General features: G+C 69.6%; 20 protein-coding genes and 1 tRNA gene. 12 read left to right on the top strand and 9 right to left on the bottom strand.

Going from position 1 to position 24,254, the window contains the following annotated elements; genetic code table 11:
• Window positions 1–724: 724 nt before the first annotated feature.
• The 3 genes from FKO37_RS17165 to FKO37_RS17155 all read right to left on the bottom strand — a co-directional run bounded on the left by FKO37_RS17165 (window position 725) and on the right by FKO37_RS17155 (window position 7,081).
• On the bottom strand, window positions 725–3,265 hold the full coding sequence (locus FKO37_RS17165; protein WP_238605041.1) for a hypothetical protein: 2,541 nt from the start codon (window positions 3,263–3,265) through the stop codon (window positions 725–727).
• A gap of 18 nt (window positions 3,266–3,283) precedes the next feature.
• Window positions 3,284–4,960, bottom strand: coding sequence for an energy-dependent translational throttle protein EttA (gene ettA, locus FKO37_RS17160; RefSeq protein WP_238605039.1), 1,677 nt, complete (start codon window positions 4,958–4,960; stop codon window positions 3,284–3,286).
• A gap of 102 nt (window positions 4,961–5,062) precedes the next feature.
• Window positions 5,063–7,081 carry a cytochrome c oxidase assembly protein gene (locus tag FKO37_RS17155; protein WP_051729016.1) on the bottom strand — a complete coding sequence of 673 codons (2,019 nt, stop codon included), beginning with the start codon at window positions 7,079–7,081 and terminating at the stop codon, window positions 5,063–5,065.
• Window positions 7,082–7,237: 156 nt separating this feature from the next.
• Between FKO37_RS17155 and FKO37_RS17150 the strand changes: the two genes are divergently transcribed.
• From FKO37_RS17150 to FKO37_RS17140, 3 genes are all read left to right on the top strand, one after another.
• Complete coding sequence (locus FKO37_RS17150) at window positions 7,238–8,278, top strand: LacI family DNA-binding transcriptional regulator (RefSeq protein ID WP_238605037.1); 1,041 nt, start codon at window positions 7,238–7,240, stop codon at window positions 8,276–8,278.
• Between the two features lie 188 nt (window positions 8,279–8,466).
• Window positions 8,467–8,895: a peptidase inhibitor family I36 protein gene (locus tag FKO37_RS17145; protein ID WP_205669918.1), complete on the top strand. Its 429-nt coding sequence runs from the start codon at window positions 8,467–8,469 to the stop codon at window positions 8,893–8,895.
• An 813-nt stretch (window positions 8,896–9,708) separates the two neighbouring features.
• Window positions 9,709–9,782: transfer RNA gene (locus tag FKO37_RS17140), tRNA-Arg, on the top strand.
• Between the two features lie 830 nt (window positions 9,783–10,612).
• On the opposite strand, the gene FKO37_RS17135 is transcribed toward FKO37_RS17140, so the two are convergent.
• Together FKO37_RS17135 and FKO37_RS17130 are read right to left on the bottom strand one after the other, a co-directional pair.
• Window positions 10,613–11,215: a DUF3558 domain-containing protein gene (locus FKO37_RS17135; protein ID WP_043831439.1), complete on the bottom strand. Its 603-nt coding sequence runs from the start codon at window positions 11,213–11,215 to the stop codon at window positions 10,613–10,615.
• Window positions 11,216–11,664: 449 nt separating this feature from the next.
• On the bottom strand, window positions 11,665–12,429 hold the full coding sequence (locus tag FKO37_RS17130) for an SDR family NAD(P)-dependent oxidoreductase (RefSeq protein ID WP_238608278.1): 765 nt from the start codon (window positions 12,427–12,429) through the stop codon (window positions 11,665–11,667).
• 127 nt (window positions 12,430–12,556) lie between these two features.
• On the opposite strand from FKO37_RS17130, the gene FKO37_RS17125 reads away from it, so the two are divergent.
• Genes FKO37_RS17125 through FKO37_RS17115 form a run of 3 tightly spaced genes read left to right on the top strand, consistent with a single transcriptional unit; the run spans window position 12,557 to window position 15,361 of the window.
• On the top strand, window positions 12,557–13,759 hold the full coding sequence (locus FKO37_RS17125; RefSeq protein ID WP_238605035.1) for an acyl-CoA dehydrogenase family protein: 1,203 nt from the start codon (window positions 12,557–12,559) through the stop codon (window positions 13,757–13,759).
• Window positions 13,752–14,774 (top strand): phosphotransferase family protein, encoded by a 1,023-nt coding sequence (locus tag FKO37_RS17120; protein ID WP_238605034.1) that lies wholly within the window; start codon window positions 13,752–13,754, stop codon window positions 14,772–14,774. Before FKO37_RS17125 ends, FKO37_RS17120 begins: the two co-directional genes overlap by 8 nt.
• Entirely contained in the window at window positions 14,771–15,361 is a 591-nt protein-coding gene (locus FKO37_RS17115; protein WP_238605032.1) for a TetR/AcrR family transcriptional regulator, read from the top strand. Before FKO37_RS17120 ends, FKO37_RS17115 begins: the two co-directional genes overlap by 4 nt.
• 25 nt (window positions 15,362–15,386) lie before the next feature.
• On the opposite strand, the gene FKO37_RS17110 is transcribed toward FKO37_RS17115, so the two are convergent.
• Window positions 15,387–15,881 (bottom strand): hypothetical protein, encoded by a 495-nt coding sequence (locus FKO37_RS17110; protein WP_238605031.1) that lies wholly within the window; start codon window positions 15,879–15,881, stop codon window positions 15,387–15,389.
• Between the two features lie 313 nt (window positions 15,882–16,194).
• Here FKO37_RS17110 and FKO37_RS17105 point away from each other — a divergent pair, with 313 nt between their 5' ends.
• From FKO37_RS17105 to FKO37_RS17095, 3 genes are read left to right on the top strand one after another with little or no spacing between them, the layout of a single operon-like run.
• The gene (locus FKO37_RS17105) at window positions 16,195–16,419 is read left to right on the top strand and encodes a DUF3311 domain-containing protein (protein ID WP_037814089.1); all 225 of its coding nucleotides are present in this window, start codon (window positions 16,195–16,197) and stop codon (window positions 16,417–16,419) included.
• Window positions 16,416–17,885, top strand: a complete 1,470-nt coding sequence (locus FKO37_RS17100) for a sodium:solute symporter (protein WP_238605029.1) — start codon at window positions 16,416–16,418, stop codon at window positions 17,883–17,885. The genes FKO37_RS17105 and FKO37_RS17100 overlap by 4 nt, the downstream gene beginning before the upstream one ends.
• Before the next feature lie 19 nt (window positions 17,886–17,904).
• Window positions 17,905–18,873, top strand: a complete 969-nt coding sequence (locus tag FKO37_RS17095; protein ID WP_238605028.1) for an ornithine cyclodeaminase family protein — start codon at window positions 17,905–17,907, stop codon at window positions 18,871–18,873.
• 96 nt (window positions 18,874–18,969) lie between these two features.
• On the opposite strand, the gene FKO37_RS17090 is transcribed toward FKO37_RS17095, so the two are convergent.
• Window positions 18,970–20,259 (bottom strand): exonuclease domain-containing protein, encoded by a 1,290-nt coding sequence (locus tag FKO37_RS17090; protein ID WP_238605027.1) that lies wholly within the window; start codon window positions 20,257–20,259, stop codon window positions 18,970–18,972.
• On the bottom strand, window positions 20,256–20,963 hold the full coding sequence (locus FKO37_RS17085; protein ID WP_238605026.1) for a DUF6218 family protein: 708 nt from the start codon (window positions 20,961–20,963) through the stop codon (window positions 20,256–20,258). The genes FKO37_RS17090 and FKO37_RS17085 overlap by 4 nt, the downstream gene beginning before the upstream one ends.
• Window positions 20,964–21,160: 197 nt before the next feature.
• On the opposite strand from FKO37_RS17085, the gene FKO37_RS17080 reads away from it, so the two are divergent.
• A complete protein-coding gene (locus FKO37_RS17080; protein ID WP_238605025.1) occupies window positions 21,161–21,775 on the top strand; it encodes a DUF4291 domain-containing protein in 615 nt (204 codons plus the stop codon).
• Window positions 21,772–22,347 (top strand): hypothetical protein, encoded by a 576-nt coding sequence (locus FKO37_RS17075; protein WP_238605024.1) that lies wholly within the window; start codon window positions 21,772–21,774, stop codon window positions 22,345–22,347. The genes FKO37_RS17080 and FKO37_RS17075 overlap by 4 nt, the downstream gene beginning before the upstream one ends.
• On the opposite strand, the gene FKO37_RS17070 is transcribed toward FKO37_RS17075, so the two are convergent.
• Entirely contained in the window at window positions 22,329–22,946 is a 618-nt protein-coding gene (locus FKO37_RS17070; RefSeq protein ID WP_238605022.1) for a TetR/AcrR family transcriptional regulator, read from the bottom strand. The genes FKO37_RS17075 and FKO37_RS17070 overlap by 19 nt on opposite strands.
• 105 nt (window positions 22,947–23,051) lie before the next feature.
• On the opposite strand from FKO37_RS17070, the gene FKO37_RS17065 reads away from it, so the two are divergent.
• Complete coding sequence (locus FKO37_RS17065; protein WP_238605020.1) at window positions 23,052–24,251, top strand: CaiB/BaiF CoA-transferase family protein; 1,200 nt, start codon at window positions 23,052–23,054, stop codon at window positions 24,249–24,251.
• Window positions 24,252–24,254 lie beyond the last annotated feature (3 nt).

Genomic DNA, 24,254 nt, shown 5'->3' with positions numbered 1-24,254 from the left:
TGCCGGACATCCCTCACCCTAATCCGCCCGGAGACGCCCCTGTGCGCGGCGGGGAAAGACTTAAGGTTCGTTTCAGGGGTCCCCGGCGCCGCGCTCGCGCGGGATCGGTTCAGCTACCGGCGGGTTCGGCACGGGCGGTTTCCGGCAAAAGGCTTGGCACGAGGCCGGAGCGCCGGTTTCGCGGCCGCGGCGGCCGCTTCGGGATCGGTTCAGTGCCCGTATCGCCCGCGGCGGGAACGGAAAAGGTTGCGTCCCTCCCCTGCGAGAATTCCCACCCGTACGGGCTAATTCTTCCGTTGCTGCGGAGGGAGCCGGGGTTTCAGGATGAGGCGCCCGCGAGGTGTCCGCAGATCGGCGGGCCGGGCGGCTTGTGCTGCTTCGTCGCGGCGTGTTCAACCAGTGAGTGGGAAAATCGCTTGGCGCAGCGCGGAAAACGGGACGATCTTCCGGTCCGGCGCGGAGTGGTGCCGCCGAGGTACGTGAGGGTGGCCCTCACGTACCTCTCGATGCCGGAGCCGCGGGATTCTCCGCGTCGGCGAGGTTTTCCGCCAGCAGGCTGCCCTCCCGCAGTGGTCCGTGAAGGACTCCTTGGGGGAATCTGATTCCCTCAAGGAGTCCTTCACGGACCACTCGAGGTCGCGTCCGCGTGAATCGCTGTCCCGCTGCGGAATCTGCCCGGCCGGGCCAGCGTTTCCCGTGCGGTGCAAGAACTTTCCGGCGCGCGTCAGTCGCCGTTGTTGCGGTGGCGGTCCGCGGTCGCGCGGCCGTTGATCGGGTTCGGCTCGTCGTTCGGGCCGAGGCGTTTCACCAGCGCGGCCGCGCTCGCGGTGCCCGCCTGGTGCTCGGCGAGGGCGCGGGCGAGCAGTTCGGCGAGTCCGGCGTCCGGCGGCGGTTCGTCCTCCGCGATGGCTCGCGCGTAGCCCTCCGGGAACGGCTGCTCCGACGGCGTCCACGCGTCGATGTCGGACAGCGGGTCCAGCGCCGGCGGCATCCGCAGCCGCGGCAGCCAGGGCTCCTCGGCAGGCTCCGGCTCCTCCGGCCGCGGCGCGGGGGCCAGCTCCGGCTTGTCCTTCGCCGCGGTGTCCGGTTCCGCCGCGGCGGATTCGGGACGTCCGGGCTCGTCGGCCCGGCGCCGTCCGCCGCCACCGCCGCTCGCGGTGATGCCCAGCCGGTCCAGCACGGACTTCGCGGCGACCGAGCCGTGTTCGGCGTCGTGCCGGGTCTTGCGGCCTCGGGTGTCGCGGCGGGCCGCTTCCTCCTTGGCCCACTCGGCGCTTTCCCACAACGGCGCGGCGGGCTCGTCCGCGGGAGCCGGGGCGAGCGGTAGCTCCGGCAGGATGTCCGACAGATCCGGCATCCGCAGCGAGAACCGCGGCGCCTCCTCGGCCGGAGCCTGCGCTTCCGCCGCGCGCCGAGGAGTCTCGGGCCGCGTTTCAGCAGCCGCCCGCACCGGCTCCTCGGACTTCGTCTTCTCTTCCCGACGAGCGGGCGCGTCCTCCGCCGACCGACGCGCGGCAGGCGGCTTCTCCGGCCAGCGCACCGCGGTCTCCTCGGCAGGCTGCGCCGTCTCCGCCCGGCGACGACCCGACGCGGCCTCAGCGACCTCGGCAGCCCGTGCCCCAGCGCTCTCCGCCGCGCTCTCGGCGACCTGCGCCGGACGTCCCGACGCCGCTCGCGAAGCCTCCGTCCGGCCGACCGGCTCCGCAGCCGCCCGCTTCCGCGGCGCGGGCGCGTCGGCGCTCTTCCGCCCGAACGGCCGCGCCCATCCCGGCAGCACCGGCGACTTGCGGTCCTCGGCCCGCCGCCGTCCGCCGGTCCGCGGAGCCTCCTCGGCCTCTTCCCGGATCGCCGGGAGCACCGAGGTCTGCTCGACCTCCGTCTCCGCCGCGGCCCGCCGGAACGACCACGCCGGCTTCTTCTCCCCCGCCTCGACCCACGCCGCGGCCGAAACCGGTGCCACAGGAACCTCGACCTGCGCGGGAACGACCGGCAGCGGAGCCGCGACCGGGTCCGGCCGCTCGGCGGGGACGTCTCGGATCGCCGGCATCACCGAGGTCTCCTCGGCCGCGACCCTCGGCTCGACCTCCATCGACACCGGGCGGCCGTCGCGCGGGGCGGACGCGGCGAGGACGTCGTCGAGGTCCATCGACGCGACCGACTCGGCGCCCAGCTCGCCCGCGATCAGCCCGCACGCCTGGCGCCGGGCCCGCGCGTGCACGTGTTCCGCGGCCCGCGCGCGGTGCAGGCATCCGATCGCCTCTTCCGCGCTGCCGAACCGTTCCTCGATCTGCGCCAGCTCCAGCCACAGCCGCGCGGTGACCGCCGCGAGCCCGTGCCGGTCGGTGGCCGCGACGGCCTCCCCCACCAGCTCGGCAGCGGCGTCACCGGCGCCGGAAGGCAGGTGAATGCGCGTCGCCACCGCCAGCCGCAGCCACGCCGCGGGCGCGACCCCGGCGGCCCGGACCGGCTCCCGCAGCACGGGTTCGGCGATGTCGTAAGCCATGTCCGCGTCGCCGCGGTCGAGCAGCGTGCTGACCAGCTGCAGCACGAGCCGGATCCGGACGAGACCGCCGTCGTCGCCGGGCCGGTCCATCTTCTCCAGGAACCCGAGCCCGGTCCGCGCGGCGTCCGCGGCCGCGGTGAGGTCGCCGTGCCGGCGCCGGTGCGCCGCGGTCCCGTTGCGCAGCAACGCCCGCATCAGCAGCCGGTCGTCCGCGTCGAGCGAATCGTCGGCCACCAGCAGCCGGTCCGCCTCGACGAGCACGCGGTCCAGTTCCGCCTTCCGGCCGAACGGGGCGAGGCACCCGACGAGATGGCACAGCGCTTCCGCGCGCAGCGACGGCGGCACGTCCTCGGACAGCACCGGCCGCAGCGCGGCCAGCCCCATCAGCGGAACGCCGAGGCTGCGCGAGCACACCGCGAGGTCGACGCGCAGCCGCGCCGCCGTCGTGGCGTACCCGGCGTGCTCGGCCGCGCGCAAAGCCGCGACCGCGCGGCCGACCGTGGACGTCCGCGCCCCGGTCCGCACGCGAGCGGACACCACGAGCGCTTCCGCCCGGATCCAGTGCCCGTCCGCGCCCGCCGCCTCCGCGAGCGCGGCCGAGCGTTCGCCGAGGACCAGCGAAAGCTCGGGCGCCCGGAAGCGGAGCGATTCCGCCCGGTCGATGAGCCGACCGAGGTCGGCGAGGGTCCCGCCACTGGCAACGGCGGGCCGCCCGTCCGCGGTCGCGGACGGGCTGGGCCGGTTGTGCCTGCTGGTTTCCACTCGGGACCCCCGCGCCGGTCAGTCGCGCTTCAACTTGCGGTGGGTGACCCGGTGCGGACGAGCCGCTTCGGCGCCGAGGCGCTCGACCTTGTTCTTCTCGTAGCCCTCGAAGTTGCCCTCGAACCAGAACCACTTCGCCGGGTCCTCGTCGGTGCCTTCCCAGGCGAGGATGTGCGTCGCGACCCGGTCGAGGAACCACCGGTCGTGGGAGATCACGACGGCGCAGCCGGGGAACTGCTCGAGCGCGTTCTCCAGCGAGCCCAGCGTTTCGACGTCCAGGTCGTTCGTCGGCTCGTCCAGCAGGATCAGGTTCCCGCCCTCTTTGAGCGTCAGCGCGAGGTTGAGCCGGTTGCGCTCGCCGCCGGACAGCACGCCGGCCGGCTTCTGCTGGTCCGGGCCCTTGAAGCCGAACGCGCTCACGTAAGCGCGCGAGGGCATTTCGGTCTGCCCGACGTGGATGTAGTCGAGCTTGTCCGACACGACCTCCCACACGGTCTTCTTCGGGTCGATCCCGCCGCGGCTCTGGTCCACATAGGACAGTTTGACCGTCTCGCCGATCTTGACCGTGCCGCCGTCCGGCTCCTCGAGCCCGACGATGGTCTTGAACAGCGTGGTCTTGCCGACGCCGTTCGGGCCGATCACGCCGACGATGCCGTTGCGCGGCAGGTCGAACGAGAGCCCGTCGATGAGCACCCGGTCGTCGAAGCCCTTGCGCAGCTTCTCGACCTCGACCACGACGCTGCCCAGCCGCGGGCCCGGCGGGATCTGGATCTCCTCGAAGTCGAGCTTGCGGTGCTTGTCCGCCTCCGCGGCCATCTCCTCGTAGCGGTCGAGCCGCGAACGGGACTTGGTCTGGCGCGCCTTGGCGTTGGACCGCACCCATTCCAGCTCGCTCTTGAGCCGCTTGGCCAGCTTGGCGTCCTTCTTGCCCTGGACCTCGAGCCGCTCGCGCTTCTTCTCCAGGTAGGTGGAGTAGTTGCCCTCGTAGCCGACGACGCGGCCGCGGTCGAGCTCCATGATCCACTCGGCGACGTTGTCCAGGAAGTACCGGTCGTGGGTGACGGCGAGGACGGCGCCCTTGTAGGTGGCCAGGAACTGCTCCAGCCAGAGCACGCTTTCGGCGTCCAGGTGGTTGGTGGGCTCGTCGAGCAGCAGCAGGTCGGGCGCGGAGAGCAGCAGCTTGCACAGCGCGACGCGGCGGCGCTCGCCGCCGGAGAGGTGGGTGACCGGCTCGTCCGGCGGCGGGCAGCGCAGCGCGTCCATCGCCTGCTCGACGGTCGAGTCGAGCTCCCACGCGTCGGCGTGGTCCAGCTCCTCCTGGAGCTGGCCCATCTCCTCCATCAGCGCGTCGCTGTAGTCGGTCGCCATCAGCTCGGCGATCTCGTTGTAGCGGTCGAGCTTCTGCTTGGTCTCGCCGAGGCCCTCCTCGACGTTCTGCCGGACGGTCTTCTCCTCGTTCAGCTCCGGCTCCTGCATGAGGATGCCGACGCTCGCGCCCGGCTGCAGGAAAGCCTCGCCGTTGCTGGCCTGCTCGATCCCCGCCATGATCTTGAGAACGGTCGACTTGCCGGCGCCGTTCGGGCCCACGACGCCGATCTTGGCTCCGGGGTAGAACGCGGTGCTCACGTCGTCGAGGATCACCTTGTCCCCGACGGTCTTGCGCACCTTCTTCATGGTGTAGATGAACTCGGCCATGCCACCGATCGTAGAGTGGCTCCTCCGGCGGCCTGACGGCGGTTACCACCGCGCTACCGAGGGTCAGGTCGTCCTCACTCCGGCGATATCAAATCCGGGGAGTCATTCCGCCCGTTTGCCCTCGGCGAGGTTCTTCAGCATCGCGTTGTAGGCGGCGAGTTCTTCGCCGCCGGTGGTCTCCTCGCGCCGGTCGCGCCGCTTCGCCTCGCGCTCGTCCTGGCGGGCCCACTGCACCAGCAGCGCGATCAGCACGAGCAGCACCGGCACCTCGCCCGAAGCCCACGCGATGCCGCCGCCGAGGCGCTGGTCGGTCAGCAGGTCGCCGACCCACGGCAGCTTCAGCGCCGTGTAGAACTCGCGGCCGATCACGGTCTGCATGTTCATCAGGATCACGCCGAAGAACGCGTGGAACGGCATGGCGCCGAACATCATCCCGAGCTTCCCGATCGGCGGCAGCCGCCGCGGCGAAGGGTCGACGCCGATCACCGGCCAGTAGAAGACGTAGCCGACGAGCAGGAAGTGCGCGTTCATCGCCAGGTGCGCCCAGTGGTAGTTGAGCGCGCTGTCGAAGAGGCCGGAGAAGTACAGCGCGTAAAAGGACCCGACGAAGAGCAGCAGGGCGACGATCGGGTTGGTCAGGAACCGCGAAACCGGCGAATGCACAGCGGCCAGGAGCCATTCGCGCGGGCCGGGAGGGGCTTCGCGGCCGGCCGGCGGGAGCGCGCGCAGGGCGAGCGTGACCGGGCCGCCGAGCACCAGCAGGACCGGCGCGACCATCGACATCAGCATGTGCGTGCCCATGTGCACGCTGAACATCGCGGGCGCGTACCGGCCGATGCCCGACGAGGTGGCCAGCAGGATCACGAGGCAGCCGGCGAGCCATGCGACGGTCCGGCCGACCGGCCAGGTGTCGCCGCGCTTGCGCAGCCGCCGCACGCCGGCCAGGTAGAGCCCGGCGAGAACGATCGCGAGGGTGCCGTAGATCAGGTCGAAGCGCCAGTCGGTGAGCAGCCGCCAGAACGTCGGCGGGCCCTGGAGGTCGTAGCCGATGAGGAGTTCGACGGTGCCCGGCTGGGTGACCGCGTCGGCCGGCGGCGGCGTGCGGGCGAGACCGGACGCGATGCCGATGGTGACGAACATGATCAGCACCTCGACGGCGGCGAGCCGCAGCAACTGGCTGCCGCCCTTGCCGTCGACGAGGTTCGCGACGCCGCGGCTGCGCTGCTGCTGGCCGAAGACGCCGAGCAGCAGCAGCGCGACGATCTTGGCGACGACGAGCAGGCCGTAGTCGGTGGTGAAGAGGTCGCCGAGGTTGATCCGGACCAGCGCGTTGACGATGCCGGACACCGCCATCACGACCCAGCAGACCAGCGCGAGCTTGGAGAACCGCTGCGCGGCGAGGCTGAGGTTCCTGCCGCGGCGCCAGCCGAGCGCGAGCACGGCGAGCAGCCCGCCGACCCACAGCGCGGCCGCGACGAGGTGGAACAGGAGGCTGTTGGTGGCCAGGTCGTGCGAGCCGCCGCTGGCCGAGTGCCCGGTGACCGCGACCGGGACGAGCCCGGCGACGGACAGGAAGAACAGCACCGCCGTCCAGCCCCAGCTGAGCACCAGGCGGCAGCCGAGGGCGAGCAGGATCGCGATCAGCGCCGTCCACAGCCACGCCTTGGGCTGTTCGATCGCGCCGACGAGGCTCAGCAGGGTGTCCGGGGACAGGACGTCGCCGAACGGCTTGCCCGCGCTGTCCGCGGCAGTGAAGGCGACGGACAGGATCGAGGCGGCGAACCATACCCACGCGGCGATCCCGGCGGTGCGGACCGCGGCGTACCCCTCGGGCGCGAGCGTGCCGGATTTCTGGGGCGGCACGAGGAAAGCGGCCAGCAGCAGCCCGCCGACGCACACGACCGACGCCGCTTCGGCGAGCACTCGGACGACCGTGACGCCATAACGGGTGACGAGCCCCGGGTCCGGCAGCCCGGCGATGACGTAGCCCGCGCCGCCGGTGAGCGCGACGAGCCCGACCGCGACGACCGCGCCGAGCACGACTCCGACCGAAAGCAGCGGGAGCACGCTCGTCTTGCGGCCGCGGTTCGGGGCGGGTTTCGTCACAGGTTCCGAGCTCACGGTACGAGAGTAGGCCGGTCGCGCACGCGGCGGTGCGCGGGGCGGGACGCTCGCCGGGTTTCGCGCCGGAACGCTCGCTTGCGGTGTTTGCGCTGGTCGAGGCGGGTTGCCGGACGGAATCCGGTGCACGGCAACGCTTTCCTCTATGCTCCGCCGATGACCAGCAGCCGTCGCCGCCGCCCGACGCTGGACGACGTCGCGGAGGCGGTCGGGGTGTCGCGCGCCACTGTGTCGAACGCCTACAACCGGCCTGACCAGCTGTCGGCGCAGTTGCGGGAGCAGATTCTGCGGGTGGCGGGTGAACTCGGTTACCCCGGCCCGAACCCGACCGCCCGCAGCCTCGCCACGAGCCGCACCGGCGCGATCGCTTTCCTGCTGGATTCGTCGCTGTCGGCGGCCTTCTCCGACCCCGCGCTGTCGATCACCCTGGACGCGCTCGCGAAAACCGTGGAACCCACCGGGAACGCGCTGTTGCTGCTGCCCGGCCGCGAGGCCCAGGAAGGCCCGCCCGCGTCGCGAGTGCTGGCCGCACAAGCGGATATCGCCGTGGCGTACTCCCTCGCCGACGGCACTCCCGCGCTGGAAGCCGTGCGGACCCGGGGTTTGCCGCTGGTGGTCATCGACCAGCCGCCCCTCCCCGACACGGCCCGAGTCGGCTGCGACGACCGCGGCGGCGCTTCGTTGGCCGCCCGCCATTTAGTGGAGCTCGGCCATCGCCGCTTCGGAATCCTGGCCGCCCCGCGTCTTTCCGCGGTGACCAGCCCTTTCCACGGCACCCGCGAACGTCTCGCCGGATACCTCGACACGCTGGCCGCCGCCGGAATCACCGACGTCACCATCACCGAAGCCCCGTGGCTCTCCGCCTCGACCGCCCGCGCCGCCGCGACGGACCTGCTCACCGCTTCGGAGCGTCCGACGGCCTTGCTGTGCATGTCCGACCAGCTGGCCTTCGCCGCGATCGCCGCCGCCCACCGGCTGGGCCTGCGGGTGCCTGCCGACGTCTCGATCGTCGGCTTCGACGACACCCCGCAAGCCGCGTGGTCTGAACCACCCCTCACCACCGTGCGGCAAGACCTGGCAGGCAAGGGCCGGGTGGCTGGAGAACTGGTGGTGGATCTCCTCGCCGCCGCCCCGGTTCCGCCACCTGTCGAACTCCCCGTCTCGCTGGCCGTCCGGGAAAGCACGGCCGCGATTTAGCAAGACCGCTCGGCGATCTGTGGACAACTAGGTCTCGTCCGGGTGACGCGAAACTACTTGTCCACAGACGCAGGAATGCGGGCAGACAAATCGCGGGGAACCCGCCAAGGTGGAGACATGCCCGGATTCCCGGGATACCCGCCGGCTCCTTCGCCCGGCATCGCTTCGATTGAGGGGGAGTTCCCACGATGTTCCGCCGTCTGCTGCCGTCCCTGCCGTTCCCCGGCCGCCGCTCCCGGCCCGCCGCCGCGTCCCGCCTGCCCGGGGTATTGCTGCTGGTCACCGCCGGTCTCCTGACCACTTCCGGCCTGGCCCAAGCCGCCCCGGCCGTTCCGCCCGCTCCCGCCTGCGGTGCGGGCGAGTTCTGCCTGTGGGACACCGAAACCTATTCGGGCGGCGTGCAGAGTTATGACCTGCGCACGGCAAATCCGGGTGATTGCATTCCCCTGCCCGAGGGATTCCAAGGCCATTCCTTCGTCAACCGGATGACCCGCGACGTCACCATCTACCAAGGAGCGGACTGTTCGACGGAAGGCGATTTCATCACCTATCCGGGCGGTGGCACGTACGTCCCGCAGTCCCCGTTCGCGGTGCGTGCCCTGAAAGTGTGGGAATAGGCCCCGCCCTCCCGAGACCGGGCCAGGCGAACGAGGCCGCTCCAGGCCGAGTCGACTCGCAGCCTTAGTGCCGCCTGCCCCGGGGGCCGCACCCCCGAGCGGCCCCAGGCCCGTGGGCGCGCAGCCCGGAACCATCGCGCCCACGGGCCCCTCGCCTCCCGCTCCCGGCCCCCGACCCGGGGGCGGGAGGCGAGGCTCCCTGTCCTCCACCGCGGCCCAGGAGGTTCGGTGCCGTTCGGGTGCAGGTCTGCTGTGCTCTGCGGCTGCCGCTGCTCTCAGCAGGACCCGCCTGTCGCCCGGACCTGGCAGCAACGTTCGCGCTCCGACTTGACGCCAGCATCCCCGCGCGGAACCTGACGGCAGGAGCTCGCACACCGACCTGACGTGCGCGGACGTGATGTCCGAGTTCGTGCGCGCCCCGCCTGCCGGGCCGAGGTGGTCCAGCCCCGCTCGAACACCCTGGAGACCGACCGCAACCGCCGAACCGCCCAATCGCCCCCGCCCGGGTCAGACGCCTTACATCACAAGATCGCCACAGTCTGCCCAGCCGCACCGCCCGCCCCCGACCCCCGTCCCGCCGCCCCGCTCAGGAGATCCAGGTGCGCAAGCTGCACAAACCCCAGTCCAGCCGCAGCAGCGGGCCGCTCCCCCGCGCAGTGCGTACCGGAACCGTCGCACGCTGTGGCATTCCGCCCCCGAAGACCCGCAAATCCGACGAACGGAAGCTGAAACGATTCGACGGTGTCGAACGATCGAGAGATTGGCGATGACTAAGCTGCCCATGCTGGAGGTCAGCAGCTGTCAGCCACCCGGGCCCTCGTAGCTCAGCTGGATAGAGCAAGAGCCTTCTAATCTCTAGGTCGCAGGTTCGAGTCCTGCCGGGGGCACAAACGGCCTGGTCAGGGGAATCCCTGGCCAGGCCCGGCCGAAGGCCGGAAATCAGCCGGCCCATACCTTTGCTGGACGCGGTCGAAGCGCATCCGACGGCTCCGGCAAGGCATTGCGCCGAGTCGGCACTCCCGCCCGTTCAGAAGCACCCCGCCGCCACTCGCCATCACGACGCCTCAATCAGGTCGAACCGCACTCGTGATCTTGCCCTCAGCCAGCTCACCCACGCCAGGAATCCCCATGTCCGACCGTCCCAGTCCCAGCCGACGAACGCGGAACCGAGCAGCCCGAGTTCTCTTCGAGGAAGCGCGCCGCGCCGGGCTCGTCCAGCGACACCTCCGCAAACTCCACTATCTCGCCCGTCACCCACGATCACTGACCGCGAGCACACCGCGACCTGCCGAGAACCAGCGCGCCGCCGAGGTGCCGGCCCAACCGACCAGAGTCCGCCGGTCACCCGGGCAACTCACCCTCGGCATCGACCTCGCCCGCCAGCCGGTAACGCCGTCGCACCGACCGTCCACAAAGACCACCGCAACGGACGAAGCCGCCTAGCCGCCAACCACATTGGGCCAGCCCGCTCCGACGACAAGAGCCAGCTTCCCCGCTCGAGCATCAGCGGAGGCGAACGCAGGTATCCGCGCTCCTCGTACCCGAAGCCGCCCAGCGCGTAACAGCACTGGATCGGGCTGGTCGAATCAGCGCATCGGGGCCACCAGAAGCCGGACGCCGCCGAGCGGAAGGCGTAACCGCTGGATCCCCTCCGACCACGACAGGGACAAGACACGCTGAGCTTCCCGCCTGAGCCCGCCCAGAGGTCGAGTGACGATCACGACGCCCCCTGGAGATGTCCGATCATCGCGGTGGCGAACTTCTTCGCGATGCTGCAGGGGTCCTTCTTGTTCGAACCCATGCTGATGTTCGGCAGGACCGAGACGGCGAGCTGGTCGGTGACGCCGACCCAGAGGGTGCAGATGCCGTTCGAGCGGCTGTCCTCGGTACCGGCGAAGACGGCCGGGTAGCCGTTGACCGTGGTGGGTTCGAAGTAGGCCTGCTTGGCCTTCTGGTCGTAGATGTCGCTGATCCCGCGCTTGTTCTGCTCGATCGGCGTGTTGTTGACGAAGTTCAGGTTGCTTCCGGAGGAAGTCCAGCGGCACCCGTTCAACACGCCGGAGCTCTTCTCGCCGGGATACTTGAGACCGACCTGTGCTGCCTCCGCGGCGTTGAGCACGCTGCACGGATCGGCGAGCAAGTCCTTGGTAGGCAGAGGGGCCGGAACCTTGGGCCCCGAGCCGCCGCTGTCGGCCGGGCTGCTGGCCGGCGGCTGAGCAGTTCCTCCGGTCCCGCCGGTCTCACCGCCGCAGGCGGAGGCGGCGAGCAAGCCGATCGTGGCGACGGCAGCGGTGGCGAGTCGGACGGTGCGGTGCGGCATCTGGTGCTCAGACTCCCTTAGCCTGCTGGTTCAACGTGTCGCGATTATCTTGCCCCACCCAGCTTCAGTGCTGCGCGGTTGCGATCCGGGCTCCTTGACGACGAGGAAGTCTCCGTGATCACCATCGAGATTGTGCCCGCCCTTCACACAAGGCGCGGCCTGCCACGCCGATATCGTCGAGACCCGCCCGAGGCTGATGAGGCCGGCGGCGGTGAAGGCGCTCTGTCCGCATGCGCCGAACCTCGAAGAACCAATTCGCGGCTGACTTGTCCGCGAGCGGAGGACCCGGACCGCCGCATCGGGCGTGGCGTGCCATCTCCGCAGGCACCTCGGCCACCGGGCAGGTCCGTCCACAGTAGACGGACGTATCCGCGGTCAGCCGCCCCTGGAACACCCACAGCCGAGTGCTGCGTCCAGTACGCACGCCGACTGGTCGCCCCGCGACGCAGTCAGTGCATGGACATTCCGCCGTCGACCGCGAGTGTCGTGCCGGTGACGTAGCCGGACGCCGGTGACGCGAGGAACAGCATCGCCGCGTCCAGTTCGTGTTGTTCTCCCATCCGGGCGAGCGGGCTCGTGGAGCGGATGAACTCCGCCAGACCCTCGCTCGGCACTTCCGCGGTCATCTCGCTCTGGAAATAGCCCGGCGCGAGCGCGTTGACGCGAATTCCCTTGCGGCCGGACCACTGCTGGGCCAGGTCGCGGGTCAGGCCGAGGAGCCCGGCCTTGCTCGCGGCGTACGCGGCTTGCGGGACATAGGATTTGATCAGCCCCAGCACGCTGGCGACGTTCACGATGCTCGACCCCGGTCCCATCGCGCGGCCGCACGCCTGGGCCATCCAGTAGGCGCCGTTCAGGTTGACGTCGATGACCTTGCGGAACTCGTCCGGTTCTTCGCGCAGCGCGGGTACCGCGGTGCCGATGCCCGCGTTGTTGACCAGCACGTCGACCTGCCCGAACTCGGCCAGCGCGGCCTCCACGAGCCGGTCGCACTGACGCGGGTCGCGCACGTCGGTCGCCACGGCCAGCGCTCGCCTGCCCCGTTCGGCCACCGCGGCGCGCGTCCGGTCGAGGAGTTCGGTCCGGCGCGCGGCGAGGACCAGGTCCGCGCCCGCGTCGGCCAACGCGAGCGCGAATCCGGCGCCCAGCCCGGAACTCGCCCCCGTGACCACCGCGACTTTGCTGTCCAGCCGGAACAGGTCCAGTACCGACATCACGCCACTCTCCTTCGCCTTCCTCGCGACGGGCGCCGCGAGCAGCTAATGTACGTTAGCCTTACACTGACGGACAACTAACGTCCTAGATCTCGCTCAGCTAATCTCAATTAGCCAGGAGGACCGCATGGCCGTCGATTTCGCGCAGGACCCCGAGGTGCTCGCTCTAGCGGACCGGACCAGGCGGCTGGTCAAGGACACCGTCCTCGACGCGGAGAAAGCGTCCAGCGGCGTCCTGACCGGCGACGAGGGCGAAGCCGTGCGCGGCAAGCTGCAGCAGGCCGCCAAGGACGCCGAGGTTTTCGCGCCGCACGTCAGCGCCGAGTACGGCGGCCACGGGCTGGACATGCGCGGACGGGCCCCGGTGTTCGAGGAAGCCGGTTACTCCCTGCTCGGGCCGCTGGCGCTCAACATCGCCGCGCCGGACGAGGGCAACATGCACATGCTGGAGCGGATCGCCTCTCCGGAGCAGCGGGAGCGGTACCTCCGCCCGCTGGCGACCGGCGCGGTCCGGTCGTGTTTCGCGATGACCGAACCGGCGCCGGGCGCGGGCGCGGATCCTGCCGCGCTGACCACCCACGCGGCGCGGGCGGCGGGCGGCTGGGTCCTCAACGGCCGCAAATGGTTTATCACCGGCGCTGATGGTGCCGCTTATGCCATCTGCATGGCCCGGACGTCCGGCGCGCCCGGCGACCGCGGAGGCGCGACGATGTTCTTCGTCGACGCGGACAACCCCGGCATGCGGATGGTGCGTCACATCGAGACTCTCGACGAGTCGCTGTACGGCGGGCATTGCGAACTCGTCTTCGACGACTGCTTCGTTCCGGACGACGCCGTGCTCGGCGAGGTCGACCGGGGCTTCGAGTACGCGCAGGTGCGGCTCGGCCCGGCCCGGCTCACGCATTGCATGCGGTGGCTCGGGATCGCCCGCCGGGCACAGGACATCGCGCTGGAGCGCGCCAACGAACGGCGGCTGTTCGGTTCCCGGCTGGCCGAACTGGGCATGGCGCAGCAGATGATCGCCGACAACGAGATCGACATCGCCGCGGCCCGCGCGCTGATCCTGCGCGCGTGCTGGGAACTCGACCTGGACCAGCCGTCGGCGCAATCGGTCTCGATCGCCAAGACCTTCACCGCCGAGGCGGTGTACCGGACGGTCGACCGCGCGCTGCAACTCTGCGGTTCGCTGGGCGTTTCCGGCGATGTGCCACTGTCCCGGTTCCTGCGGGAGGTCCGGCCGTTCCGGATCTACGACGGCCCGTCCGAGACCCACCGCTGGGCGATCGCCAAGCGCGCGGCCAAGCAGGCGAGGACGGCCGCGGATGCCTGATTCGCCCGTCGGCCTCGACGTACCCGCGCTCGAGGCATACCTGCGACGCACAGTCCCCGGCTTCACCAGCCCGGTGGAAGCGGAACTGCTGTCCGGCGGCCGTTCCAACCTCACGTATCTGCTGCGCGCAGACGGCGTGCGATGGGTGCTGCGCCGCCCGCCGTTGGGCGGCTTGATGCCGTCCGCGCACGACATGGGTCGCGAGTACCGGGTTGTCGACGCCCTGCAGAACACCGCCGTCCCCGTCGCCCGGACGGTTGCCCTGTGCGAAGATCCAGCGGTGCTTGGTACGCCGTTCTCCATCGTGTCGCATGTGGACGGTCCGGTACTGCGCACCGCGGCCGACCTGAACCCGCTCAGCGACGCCGAACTCGCCGAAATCGCGGAGACGCTGATGACGACCATGGCCCGGCTGCACGCCGTGCCCTACGCCGAGGTCGGCCTGGGCGGGCTGGGCAGGCCAGCCGGGTATCTCCGGCGTCAGGTCGACCGCTGGGCCGACCAGTGGCGACGGGTCGCGACCCGCGAACTCGACGACCTTCAGACGCTGCACGCCCGCCTCTCCGCCGCGGTGCCCGCCGAGTCCGGCGCCGCCATCGTCCACGGCGACTTCCGCATCGACAACGCCATCCTCGGCACCGGCCGCCCAGCCGAGGTCCGGGCAGTCGTCGACTGGGAAATGGCCACGCTCGGCGACCCGCTAGCCGACCTGGCGCTGAGCCTCGTGTACCGCGATCCGGCCTTCGCCCCGGTCCTTCCGGGCGGCGCCGCGTCCACCGACGACCGCCTGCCGTCCTGGGAAACCCAGGCGCAGTACTACGCACGCGAATCCGGCCGCGATCTGTCCGATCTGGACTTCCACCTGGCGCTCGGATACTTCAAGATCGCGGTGATCGCCGAAGGAATCCACGCCCGGCACCTGGCCGGGCAGACCGTCGGCGACGGGTTCGACACCGTCGGGCAAGCCGTCCCCGAACTGGTCGCGGCGGGCCTGCGCGCCTACCCGGCAGCATGAGCTCCGAAGAGCGGATCGACCAGATCCGGGACGCGGCGCTCGCCCTGTTCGCCGAACGCGGTTACCTCGCGACGACGATGGCCGACATCGGGTCCGCCGTCGGGATCCGCGGCCCCAGCATCTACAAGCACGTGCCCTCGAAACAGCACCTGCTGGCCGAAATCATGACCGCCACGATGCGCGACCTGCAGAACGGCTTCGACCAGGCGACCGCAAGCACCGACGACGTAGTAGACCGCTTCCGCCGCGCGGTGGACGCCCACGTGCGCTTCCACGCCCGACGACGGCTCGAAGCCTTCGTGGGAACGCGAGAAATCCGTAACCTGGAACCGGAACCGCATGACCAGGTGGTGGCACAGCGAACCCGCTACGAGAATGGATTCCGCGAACTGATCGAAGAAGGCGCCGCGGCCGGGGTGTTCCACACGCGCTCGCCGAAGCTGACGTCTTACGCGGTTCTCGACATGGGAATGGGCATTTCCGTCTGGTACCGGGAGGACGGCGACCTCGCGGAGGACGCGCTGGCGTACGCGTACGACGATCACGCACTGCGTCTCGTCGGCTACCGCCAGGCTGCGGGAGACTGAAGCATCAGCGCGATCGGCACTGGTCTCAACTGCTCAATTCCTTCGATCGAGCTAGTGCCATCCGTCTGATTCGTTTCGTGCGCCCTGAAGAAGCCAGGTACTCGAGCACTTGCTGCCGAGAGGAAGAGGTCGCGGCCCGCAGCTGCAGCCACGGCGACCAGCGCTCCATCGAAGCTGGCTCCACCTGATCACCAGGCCGTGAAACGAGCGCATCGAGAACCGACAGGTCCGCCATGCGCGCTCTTACGAACTCTTGTGAATTACCAACAGGAAGCGCGCTCGCTACCATCTCGCGAAGCGGCTCGGGAAGCTCCTCGATGCACTTCAAGGCAACCGAAACAGCGATTGCCTCGTCTGGCTCATGGCCGAGCGCTGAGATCAGTTGGTCGGCTCTGCCAGGAATCCGCAGGGCGGCGGAATATACGCGCCAGCGAGCATGGCCGCTTTCGAACGAGTCCCCCTCCAGCCCGGTCTCGTGCGCCAGCTTTCGCAGATCGCGCACGAAATCTTCTTCGAGCATCAGGAGCCTTCCGGAGGGCTGGGACGACGAGGGACCGTACTCTCGCGGCAGCATTTCGGGAATCGGAATATTCGGACGGCCGCCGAGCATTCACACGGTCGGCGCGGAGGCGCGCCCGAGCCCGCGACGCTCAGTCAGGCCTACCATCTGGCACTGAGATCTGGCTCACAACTGGACCTGTCGCTGGACCTCGCCGCCCTCTTACCGTAGTTCTGGTATACCAAATTGCCTCCGGGACACCGCATCCGGAGCCGGGCAACCGACCCGGCCGCTGTCGTCCCGGCGGGTGCCGTCCCAGGCTTCAGGAGGTCTCATGCTCGGAAGTCGCTGGTCTCTCGTGATCGCCCTCGGCCTGCCCGGGCTGGCGATCTTCGTCGGCGTGCCGCTCTGCAGTCAGAGCACCGCCACCGTGTTCGGCATACCACTGGTGTTCGCGTGGCTGTTCGCTTGGCTGCCGCTGACGACGCTCTGCCTGTGGGCGTCGTGGCGGTTCTTCGATCGTGCGCAGTACCGGCGAGTGGAAGGCGGAGAAGAATGATCGCAGCGGTATTCGCCGTCGTCATGGCGTTGTCGATCGGGGTGGCGCTGGCCGCTCGCCGCGGCGGGACCGGCAAGGGCGCGGTCGCCACGCTGGTCGCCGGGAGGGCGTTGCCGAGCCGGTTGATCTTTTTCCTCGCTGTGGGCGAGATCTACAGCATCGGCACCATGCTCGGCTTCCCGGGCGGCATCTACGCCAAAGGCGCCTCCTACGGGATCTGGTTCATCGGCTACATCCTGGCGGGCTACGTCCTCGGCTACTTCCTCGCGCCGCTCGTGTGGCGCGCGGGCAAGGCGTACGACGCGGTCACCGTCGCCGACGTCATGTACGGCCACTACCGCAACCGGCTGCTGGAACGGCTCACCGCGGTCTCGTTCGTGCTGGCGCTGGTGCCGTGGGCGATCTTCCAGTTCATCGGGCTGCAGACGGTCCTCACCGGGCTGGGCATCCCGGTCACCCGCCTGGAGGCGATCGTCGGAGCGGGGGTCATCGCGTTCGTCTACGTCGCCGCGTCGGGCATGCGTTCGACCGCGTTCGTCGCGATCGTCAAAGACGTGTTCATGCTGCTGGGCATCATGCTCGCCGGCATCGCGGCGGTGATCGCGGCGAAGGGCGTGCCCGGAGTTTTCGCCGTGGTCGAAACGGCGCCGCGGCTGGCCACCGTCGGCGGCGCCGGGCTGGTCTTCGCGATGACCACGATTCTCATGCAGTCCTTGCAGTTCTACCTCACGCTTCCCGCGCAGTTCCTGTTCTCCGCGCGGTCCGAGGCCGGGGTGAAGAAGTCCGTGATCTGGATGCCGTTGTACATGCTGATGTACCCGTTGCTGGTCTTCGCCGCCTATTACGGCCTGCAGACCAGGCCCGGCCTGCACAACGCCGATTCGGTCTTTCTCGAGGTGACCCGCGAACTCGCGCCGGACTGGATCGTGGGCCTCGTCGCGGCGGGAGCCGGGCTGGCCGGAGTGCTGGTGCTGGCGGGCAACGCGCTGATGTTCAGCGGCGTGCTCACCCGCAACATCCTGCCGAAGCGCTCGCAAGCGGCCGCGCAGGGCAGGCTCAAGCCGATCATGGCGGCGTTCCTGGTCGGCACGGCGGCGCTGACGACGTTCGCGTCCTCGATCATGCTGACGTTCCTCAACCTGGCGCTGTCGCTGACCGCGCAACTGGTGCCGGCCTGGCTCGGCGTGCTGTTCTTCCGCAAGCTGCGCGCGGTCCCGCTGGCTGTCGGGCTGATCGCGGGCTGCGTCACCGTGGCGTTCTTGTACTTCAGCAAGGCTCCGGTCGGCGGAGTCGTCAACAGCGGACTGATCGCGGCCGCGGTGAACGCGGCGGTCGCGGCGGGCTTGTCCGCACTCTATGCGGGCAAACCGGTCGACCACGAGATCCCGATCGTCCGCCGGGCGCGCGAAATCCTTTCGCCGGCGAGGAAACCAGTCCAGCCGGTTCCGGCGACCGGCGAACGGTGAGGCAGACATGGTTCGCATCGTGACGCGTTCGGATGTCGAGGCAGTGCTCGACCTGCGCGAGGTGATCGACGCCGTCGAGGACGCGCACCGCCAGCTCGTGCGCGGCGGAGCCACCCAGCCCGGCCGCTCGTGCGCGCCGATCCCCGGCAACGACGGGCTTCTCGTCCCGATGACGGCCACAGTGGACGGTGCCGGGGGCGTCAAACTGCTGGCCGACCTGCCGGGAAATCCGGCGGCAGGCAGGCCGCGCCAGCAGTCGACGATCACTCTGCTCGACAGCGCGACCGGCCGCGCCGAAGCCCTGCTGGACGGTGCGGTCATCACCCGCTACCGCACCGCGGCGGCTTCAGCAGTAGCGACCAGAGCACTGTCCAATCCGGACAGCTCAGTGCTGGGCTTGATCGGGGCCGGTGCACTGGCGCGAGCGCACCTGGCGGCCATTTCCTGCGTCCGTCCGATCAGGACGGTGGTGGTCTGGAGCCGCAATCCCGCGACCGCACAGGCGTTCCGGGACGAGACAGCTGGTTCCGGGTGTGAAATTCGCTTGGCGGACACCCCTGCCGAAGCAGTTCAGGCCGCCGACGTGGTGTGCACGCTCACCCCGTCAGTGGACCCGATCGTGCACGGAACCTGGCTGCGCGCGGGCCAGCATCTGAACGTGGTCGGCGCGCCGCCCCGCCCTCGCCACCGCGAAATCGACGCGGAATGCCTGCGGCGCGCCCGCGTCGTCGTGGACAGCAGGCATACCGCGTTGACCGAGTCGGGTGCCACGCTCACCGCGCTGCACGAGGGCGTCATCAGCAAGGAGCACCTGGCGACTGAACTGGGGGAAGTGCTGGCAGGAGTCTGTCCCGGACGCACTAGGGAAAGTGAGATCACCCTGTTCAACTCGGTAGGGGTGGCGGTCCAGGACATCGCTACGGCGGCGTTGGTGCTGCGGCGTGTGGTGAGCAAAGGGCTCGGTGTCGAAATCGCGCTGGATCGATGACGGGGCAGTGCGGCAACACAACTTCGCCGTCCACGACGATGTTCCTCGGGCGGAACGCAGCTTGCGCCTGGGTCGCCCGGGCGCAAGACCTCCGCCTCAGCGGTCGAGCAGATCGTCAATCGTCACGACCGGTGCTGAAACCGGCTCCGCCAACCGGTCGAGGACTGTCAGGAACGCCTCTTCCGACACCACCGGAACGCCGAGTTCACGCGCCTTGCGTGCCTTGCCCGACAGCGAGTCCGGGTCCGCCGCCACCACCACGCGAGTCTGCCGGCTGACGCTCCCGGTCACTCTCACGCCTGCGGCTGCTGCCTGCGCGATGATCTCTTCGCGCCCCCGCGCCATGCTCCCGGTCAACACCACCTTGTCTCCTGGTCTCAGCGCCAGCCCGCCGAGTCTGCCGCCGGAAGGCGCAACGGAAGAGGCCGCCGCGCGTTCCTCGTCCAGGATTTGGTCCACCACCACGTGATCGAGCGCGAGAAGCGTCGCGACGGTGAGCAGGTCGTGTCGTTCCTCGTCGGTGACCATCTCGTCGGCCCATGCTTCCCGGGCAAGATCGCGCATATAGCTCAAATGCAGTGCGACCAATTCGTTGCGGCCCAGGCCGAGATCATGCGCGAGATCGACGAGCATGTCCCCCTCTGTCGAGGAGATGTCCCGGTCGAGCAGCGCCGCGTCGAGCATGGCCAGATACGCGTCGGCGACAGGTTCCTCGTCGCGCGGCATCCGCTCTACCAGCCGTGCGAGAAAATGCGGTTCCACGTGTCCTGGTTCGCTGCGCCTCACCGCAGCCGCGGTGCCAACCGGAATCCGCGGCCAGTCCCAGAACGCGGCACCCACCTGCGCTTCGGTGAGCGTCACCGCGTCCGGCGCACAGCGGATGAAGTACCCCAGCAGTTCGGCCGCTGCCAGTGCGTCGTCACGCGCGCTGTGCCAGGAACGTTCGGGCACGCCTGCCGCCGCGCAGCAGTCGGCCAGAGAGCGCCGAGAACCCAGGCGGATCCGGCCGGCCGCGCGCATTGTGCACAGGCCCGACGAGGATTCGAACGGCGTCTCGATGCCGAGGCGTTCGAACTCGGACCGAAGGTGCCTGGCGTCGAACGACCAGTTGTGCGCGACGGCGACTCGTCCGCGCAACCGCGCCACGAGATCGCCGGCCACCTCGCCGAACAACGGGGCGCGCCGCGCGTCGACGGCGCGGATGCCATGCACGTTCTGCGGGCCCAGATCACGCTCCGGATTGACCAAGGTCGACCATTCGCCGGTGATCGTGCCGTCCGGGCTGACGTGGACGACGGCGATCTCCGCGATCCGGTGCTGCCATCCGCCGGTGAGGATTCCGGTGGTCTCGGTGTCGATGACGGCGTAACCGTGCACGGCCTTCACAGCGGCAACCTCGTCGCACTCGCGACCTGCACCGCGCTCAGCCAGCTCGGCGGCAAGGGTTCCACCTCGCCGTGCGCCTCCCGCACATAACGACGGCGGTTCTTCGCCTTCTCAGTCTCAGCCCACACCGACGCCACCCACCTCAACGTCCGCGCGATCGTCAGCGCCTCCGACACGACAGGGTTCCCCTCCGCGGTGCGCACCCCGGCAATCCGCCGCAGCTCCTCGAAGCTGCCGACCTCAACGCCGTCCGACAGTTCGTGCACCCACTCCAGATCGGTAATCGCCTTGTTCCGCGCACGTTCCTCTTCGACGGTGCCCGCGTACCTCCGCCGACGCTCGACGATCTCCCCGAACGCTTCGACCGGCGAGAATTCCTGGCGTTTCCACCAGCCGTTCCGCTCCGGAAGATCCGCCGCCGCGGTCAACTGCTCCAACCAGCCCGGCACTGTCTCCGGATACACGTCGGCGACAGCGCGGCGTTCGAGGAACGACAGAACGCGCCGTGCCGCCGAGCGAGCACCGAACACCTCCGAGACCGGCGAGACCCAGGCTCCCGTCAGCGCACCCACCGCGCTGACGTGCCACACGGCGAGCGACTCCACGCCGTTGTCTCCCCCGCCAATGGCGAGCACCGCAGTTCCGGGAACTTGGAACGTCGCAGCATCACTCGCCGCGACTTCGTCAGTCACCGCGTCCGTCATCGAACCTCCTCTTCCGACAACAACAGGTCGTCGCTGCGGCGAATCCGTTACACGGAGGAGTCGCGCGAGAGCCGAAATGCAAGCGACACAATCGTTGCGAGCAGGCACAATCAGCCTCACTTGACGACCACGGAGGCAAGCACGTGTCCGGCCAGCTCACCCCCGACCGCTCACCGACGAAACATGACGCGCCAAGCATGCCGCGCCGTGACGTGCGGGCCAGTTTCACTGACCACACCATCACCGTCTATCAGGCGTACTCACCGCAAATCGCCGGCGCGGCAGTCGAAGCGCAGACGTTCGCGGCTCCGTTCAAGCGCGAGCGGATGACCTGGATCAAGCCTTCATTCCTGTGGATGATGTACCGGGCCGGGTGGGCGGCCAAACCGGGGCAGGAACGGATCCTGGAAATCCAGCTCACCCGGGACGGCTTCGAATGGGCGCTCGCGCACGCTGCCCTCAGCAGCTACGAATCCGGGACCTACGCGAGCCAGCAGCAGTGGGCTGAGCGCAAAAATGCCAGTCCGGTGCGGATTCAGTGGGATCCGGACCGATCGGTGACACTCGCGCCGCTCAACCGGCGCGCCATCCAGATCGGACTGTCCGGCGAGGCTGTCGACCGCTATCTCGACCAGTGGATCACCAAGATCACGGACATCACCTCGTTCGCGGAGCGGGTCCACCGCCAGGTCAGCGATGGCCGTCTCGACGCCGCTCGGGAGGAACTGCCGGTCGAGCGGGTTTATCCCGTGCCCGCGCCGATTCTCGGCCTGATCGGGGCCAGCGAGCCTCAAGTCGACGAGCCCGCGTGAAGCTGTCCGCGTTGTGGCGGGAGCAGTGGCCCCAGTGCCGTCCGCTGGCCGACGGCCTGAAGCACGCCTACCCCGACCGATGGGTGCGTTTCCACAGCCTGCCTGAATCCCAGCGCTATCCCGGCACCGACGCCGAGTACGAAATCGTGCTCGACCGCTACAACACGGTTCTGGACGAATTGTTCGGCGGGCAGGAGGTCTGGATCGTCACCGCCGACTGGTCAGGGTCGTCCGAGCCCCCGGAGTTGTCCGAGCGACACGCGCTCTGGAATCCGGGTGCCCAGCATTGGGCGACTGTGCGCGCGAACGAGAGCGAGACCGACCCGGAATTCATCGTCTACACCCAACTCTACGCGGGCCGCCGACGTTGGCGTACCGGGCTGGTGGACCGCCTGCTCCGCGCCGTTGCCGACGAGGTCGCCGCCCACGTGATGATCGCCAGCTTGTCGTTTGACCGCGTGCACCATCCGTACGACGGAGGTGCCGACGTCCTGCTGCCCACGACCAGCGAACGCGACGAGCTGAAACGCCGGCACGCCGACTGGCTTTCCGCTCACCCCTCCGGTTTCTGAGAGGCCAGCGCCGACACCATCTGGTCGTAGACCCGGGCTGCCCGGGCGTCGAGTTCCTCCGGCGGCACATCGAGGTCCCGGGCGAACGCCGTGCGGAAGATGCAGTAGCCGAAGTAGGCGGCGGCAGTCATGGCGTGCATGACTTCTCCGTCGGCGTCGGCGGGGAGGCTGCCGTCGCTCTTGTCTCGTTCCAGGGCGCGGCGGGTGAGGTCCAGCGCCGGGAACGGGGTGAGTTCGGGGTCCTCGTCGAGGGCGAGCAGCGCTTCGAGTTTGACCAGGTCCGGCTGCCGGAGCGCCCAGTGCCACATCGCTCGCCGTCGTTCAGCGAAGGGCTGTTCCCAGTGTGTGCTCGGGTCAAGGCGGTCTTGTTCGAGCATCTGGGCGATCGCCGCGCGCAACAGTGCCTGGCGGCTGCCGAAGTACACGTAGATCTGCCCGTGGTTGACGCCCGCCTCCTTGGCGACCTCGCGGAGGTTGATTCCCGCGAGCACGCCGTCGCGGCGAAGGAGTCGCAGGGCGGCGGCGAGCAGATCGGCCTTGGTCTCCTCGCGGCTGCGCCGCCGGCGTCGGGTTGGTGCGGTGCTCGGCTGCTCGGTCACGCCGTCCCCTCGTAAGTTACTCGTCAGTACGCCTTGTTGTGCCTCGGGCCACTCTATACGGTTCGTTACCAACGTTTCGTTAATAACACTTCGTTGGGAGTTGTGGTGGAAGCAGAACTGCCGTTGCGGGGCGTGCGGGTGCTGGACGTGGCGACGGTGCTGGCCGCGCCGGTGACGGCCACGTTCCTCGGCGATTTCGGCGCCGAGGTGGTGAAGGTGGAGGAACCGGGCCGCGGCGATTTCACTCGCGGCCGGGCCGCCGAGCGGGGCGGCCGGTCGTTGCAGTGGCTGCAGGAGGGCCGCAACAAGAAGTCGGTCACGGTGGATCTGCGCCAGCCCGCCGGACAGGACCTCGTGCGCCGGATGGTGCCGCACTTCGACGTCGTGATCACCAATTACCGCCCGCCGACGCTCGAGAAGTGGGGCCTCGACCCTGAAACGCTGCAGGCGCTCAATCCCCGCGCGGTGCTGGTGTACCTGACCGGCTACGGCTTGTCCGGCCCCTACCGCGACCGGGGCGCGTTCGACCGGATCGCCAGCGCCTTCGCCGGGTTGACCGACGTCAGCGGCGAACCCGGGCGGGCTCCGGTCCGGTCCGGCTACGCGGTGATCGACTACATGGGCGCGTACCTTTCCGCTTTCGCGGCGATGGTCGCCTTGTACGAGCGGGACGTCAACGGAGGCAACGGCCAGGTCGTGGATCTGGGCCTGTACGAGGCCGGGTTCCGCGCGGTCGAGGACGCGCTGCTCGACTTCTCGGCGAACGGCCGGGTGCGCCGTCGGATGGGCAACCGCAATCCGCACGTGGTGCCCGCCAGCGATTTCGACACCGCCGACGGACGGCGGATTTCCGTCCACGCCGGCACCGACCCGTTGTTCCGCCGGCTCGCCGCGGTGATCGGCCGGCCGGAACTGGCCGCCGATCCGCGGTTCGCCACCCGCGCCGCTCGCACCGAGCACGCCGACGAGCTGTACGCGATCATCGCCGGCTGGGTCGCCGAGCAGCCGGCGGACGAGGCGACGCGGGTGTTCAACGACGCGGGCATCCCGTCCTCGCCGATCATGACGATCGCCGACATCGCCGCGGACGTCCACTACCGCGAGCGCGGCACCATCGTCGACGTCGAGGACCCGGAGCACGGCACGGTTTCCATGGCCGCGCCGATCCCCCGGCTGAGTGCCACCCCGGGACGCATCAGCTCGCTCGGGCCCAGCCTCGGCGCGCACACCGACGACGTTCTCCGCCAGCTGCTCGACTTGCGCGACGACGACCTCGCGACCCTCCGCCGCGACGGCGTCATCTGATTC

Source organism: Amycolatopsis sp. Poz14 (assembly GCF_006704225.1).
Lineage (GTDB): Bacteria > Actinomycetota > Actinomycetes > Mycobacteriales > Pseudonocardiaceae > Amycolatopsis > Amycolatopsis nivea.
Note: the sequence above shows the minus strand (reverse complement) of the source record. Positions and strands in the feature narration are given on the sequence as shown.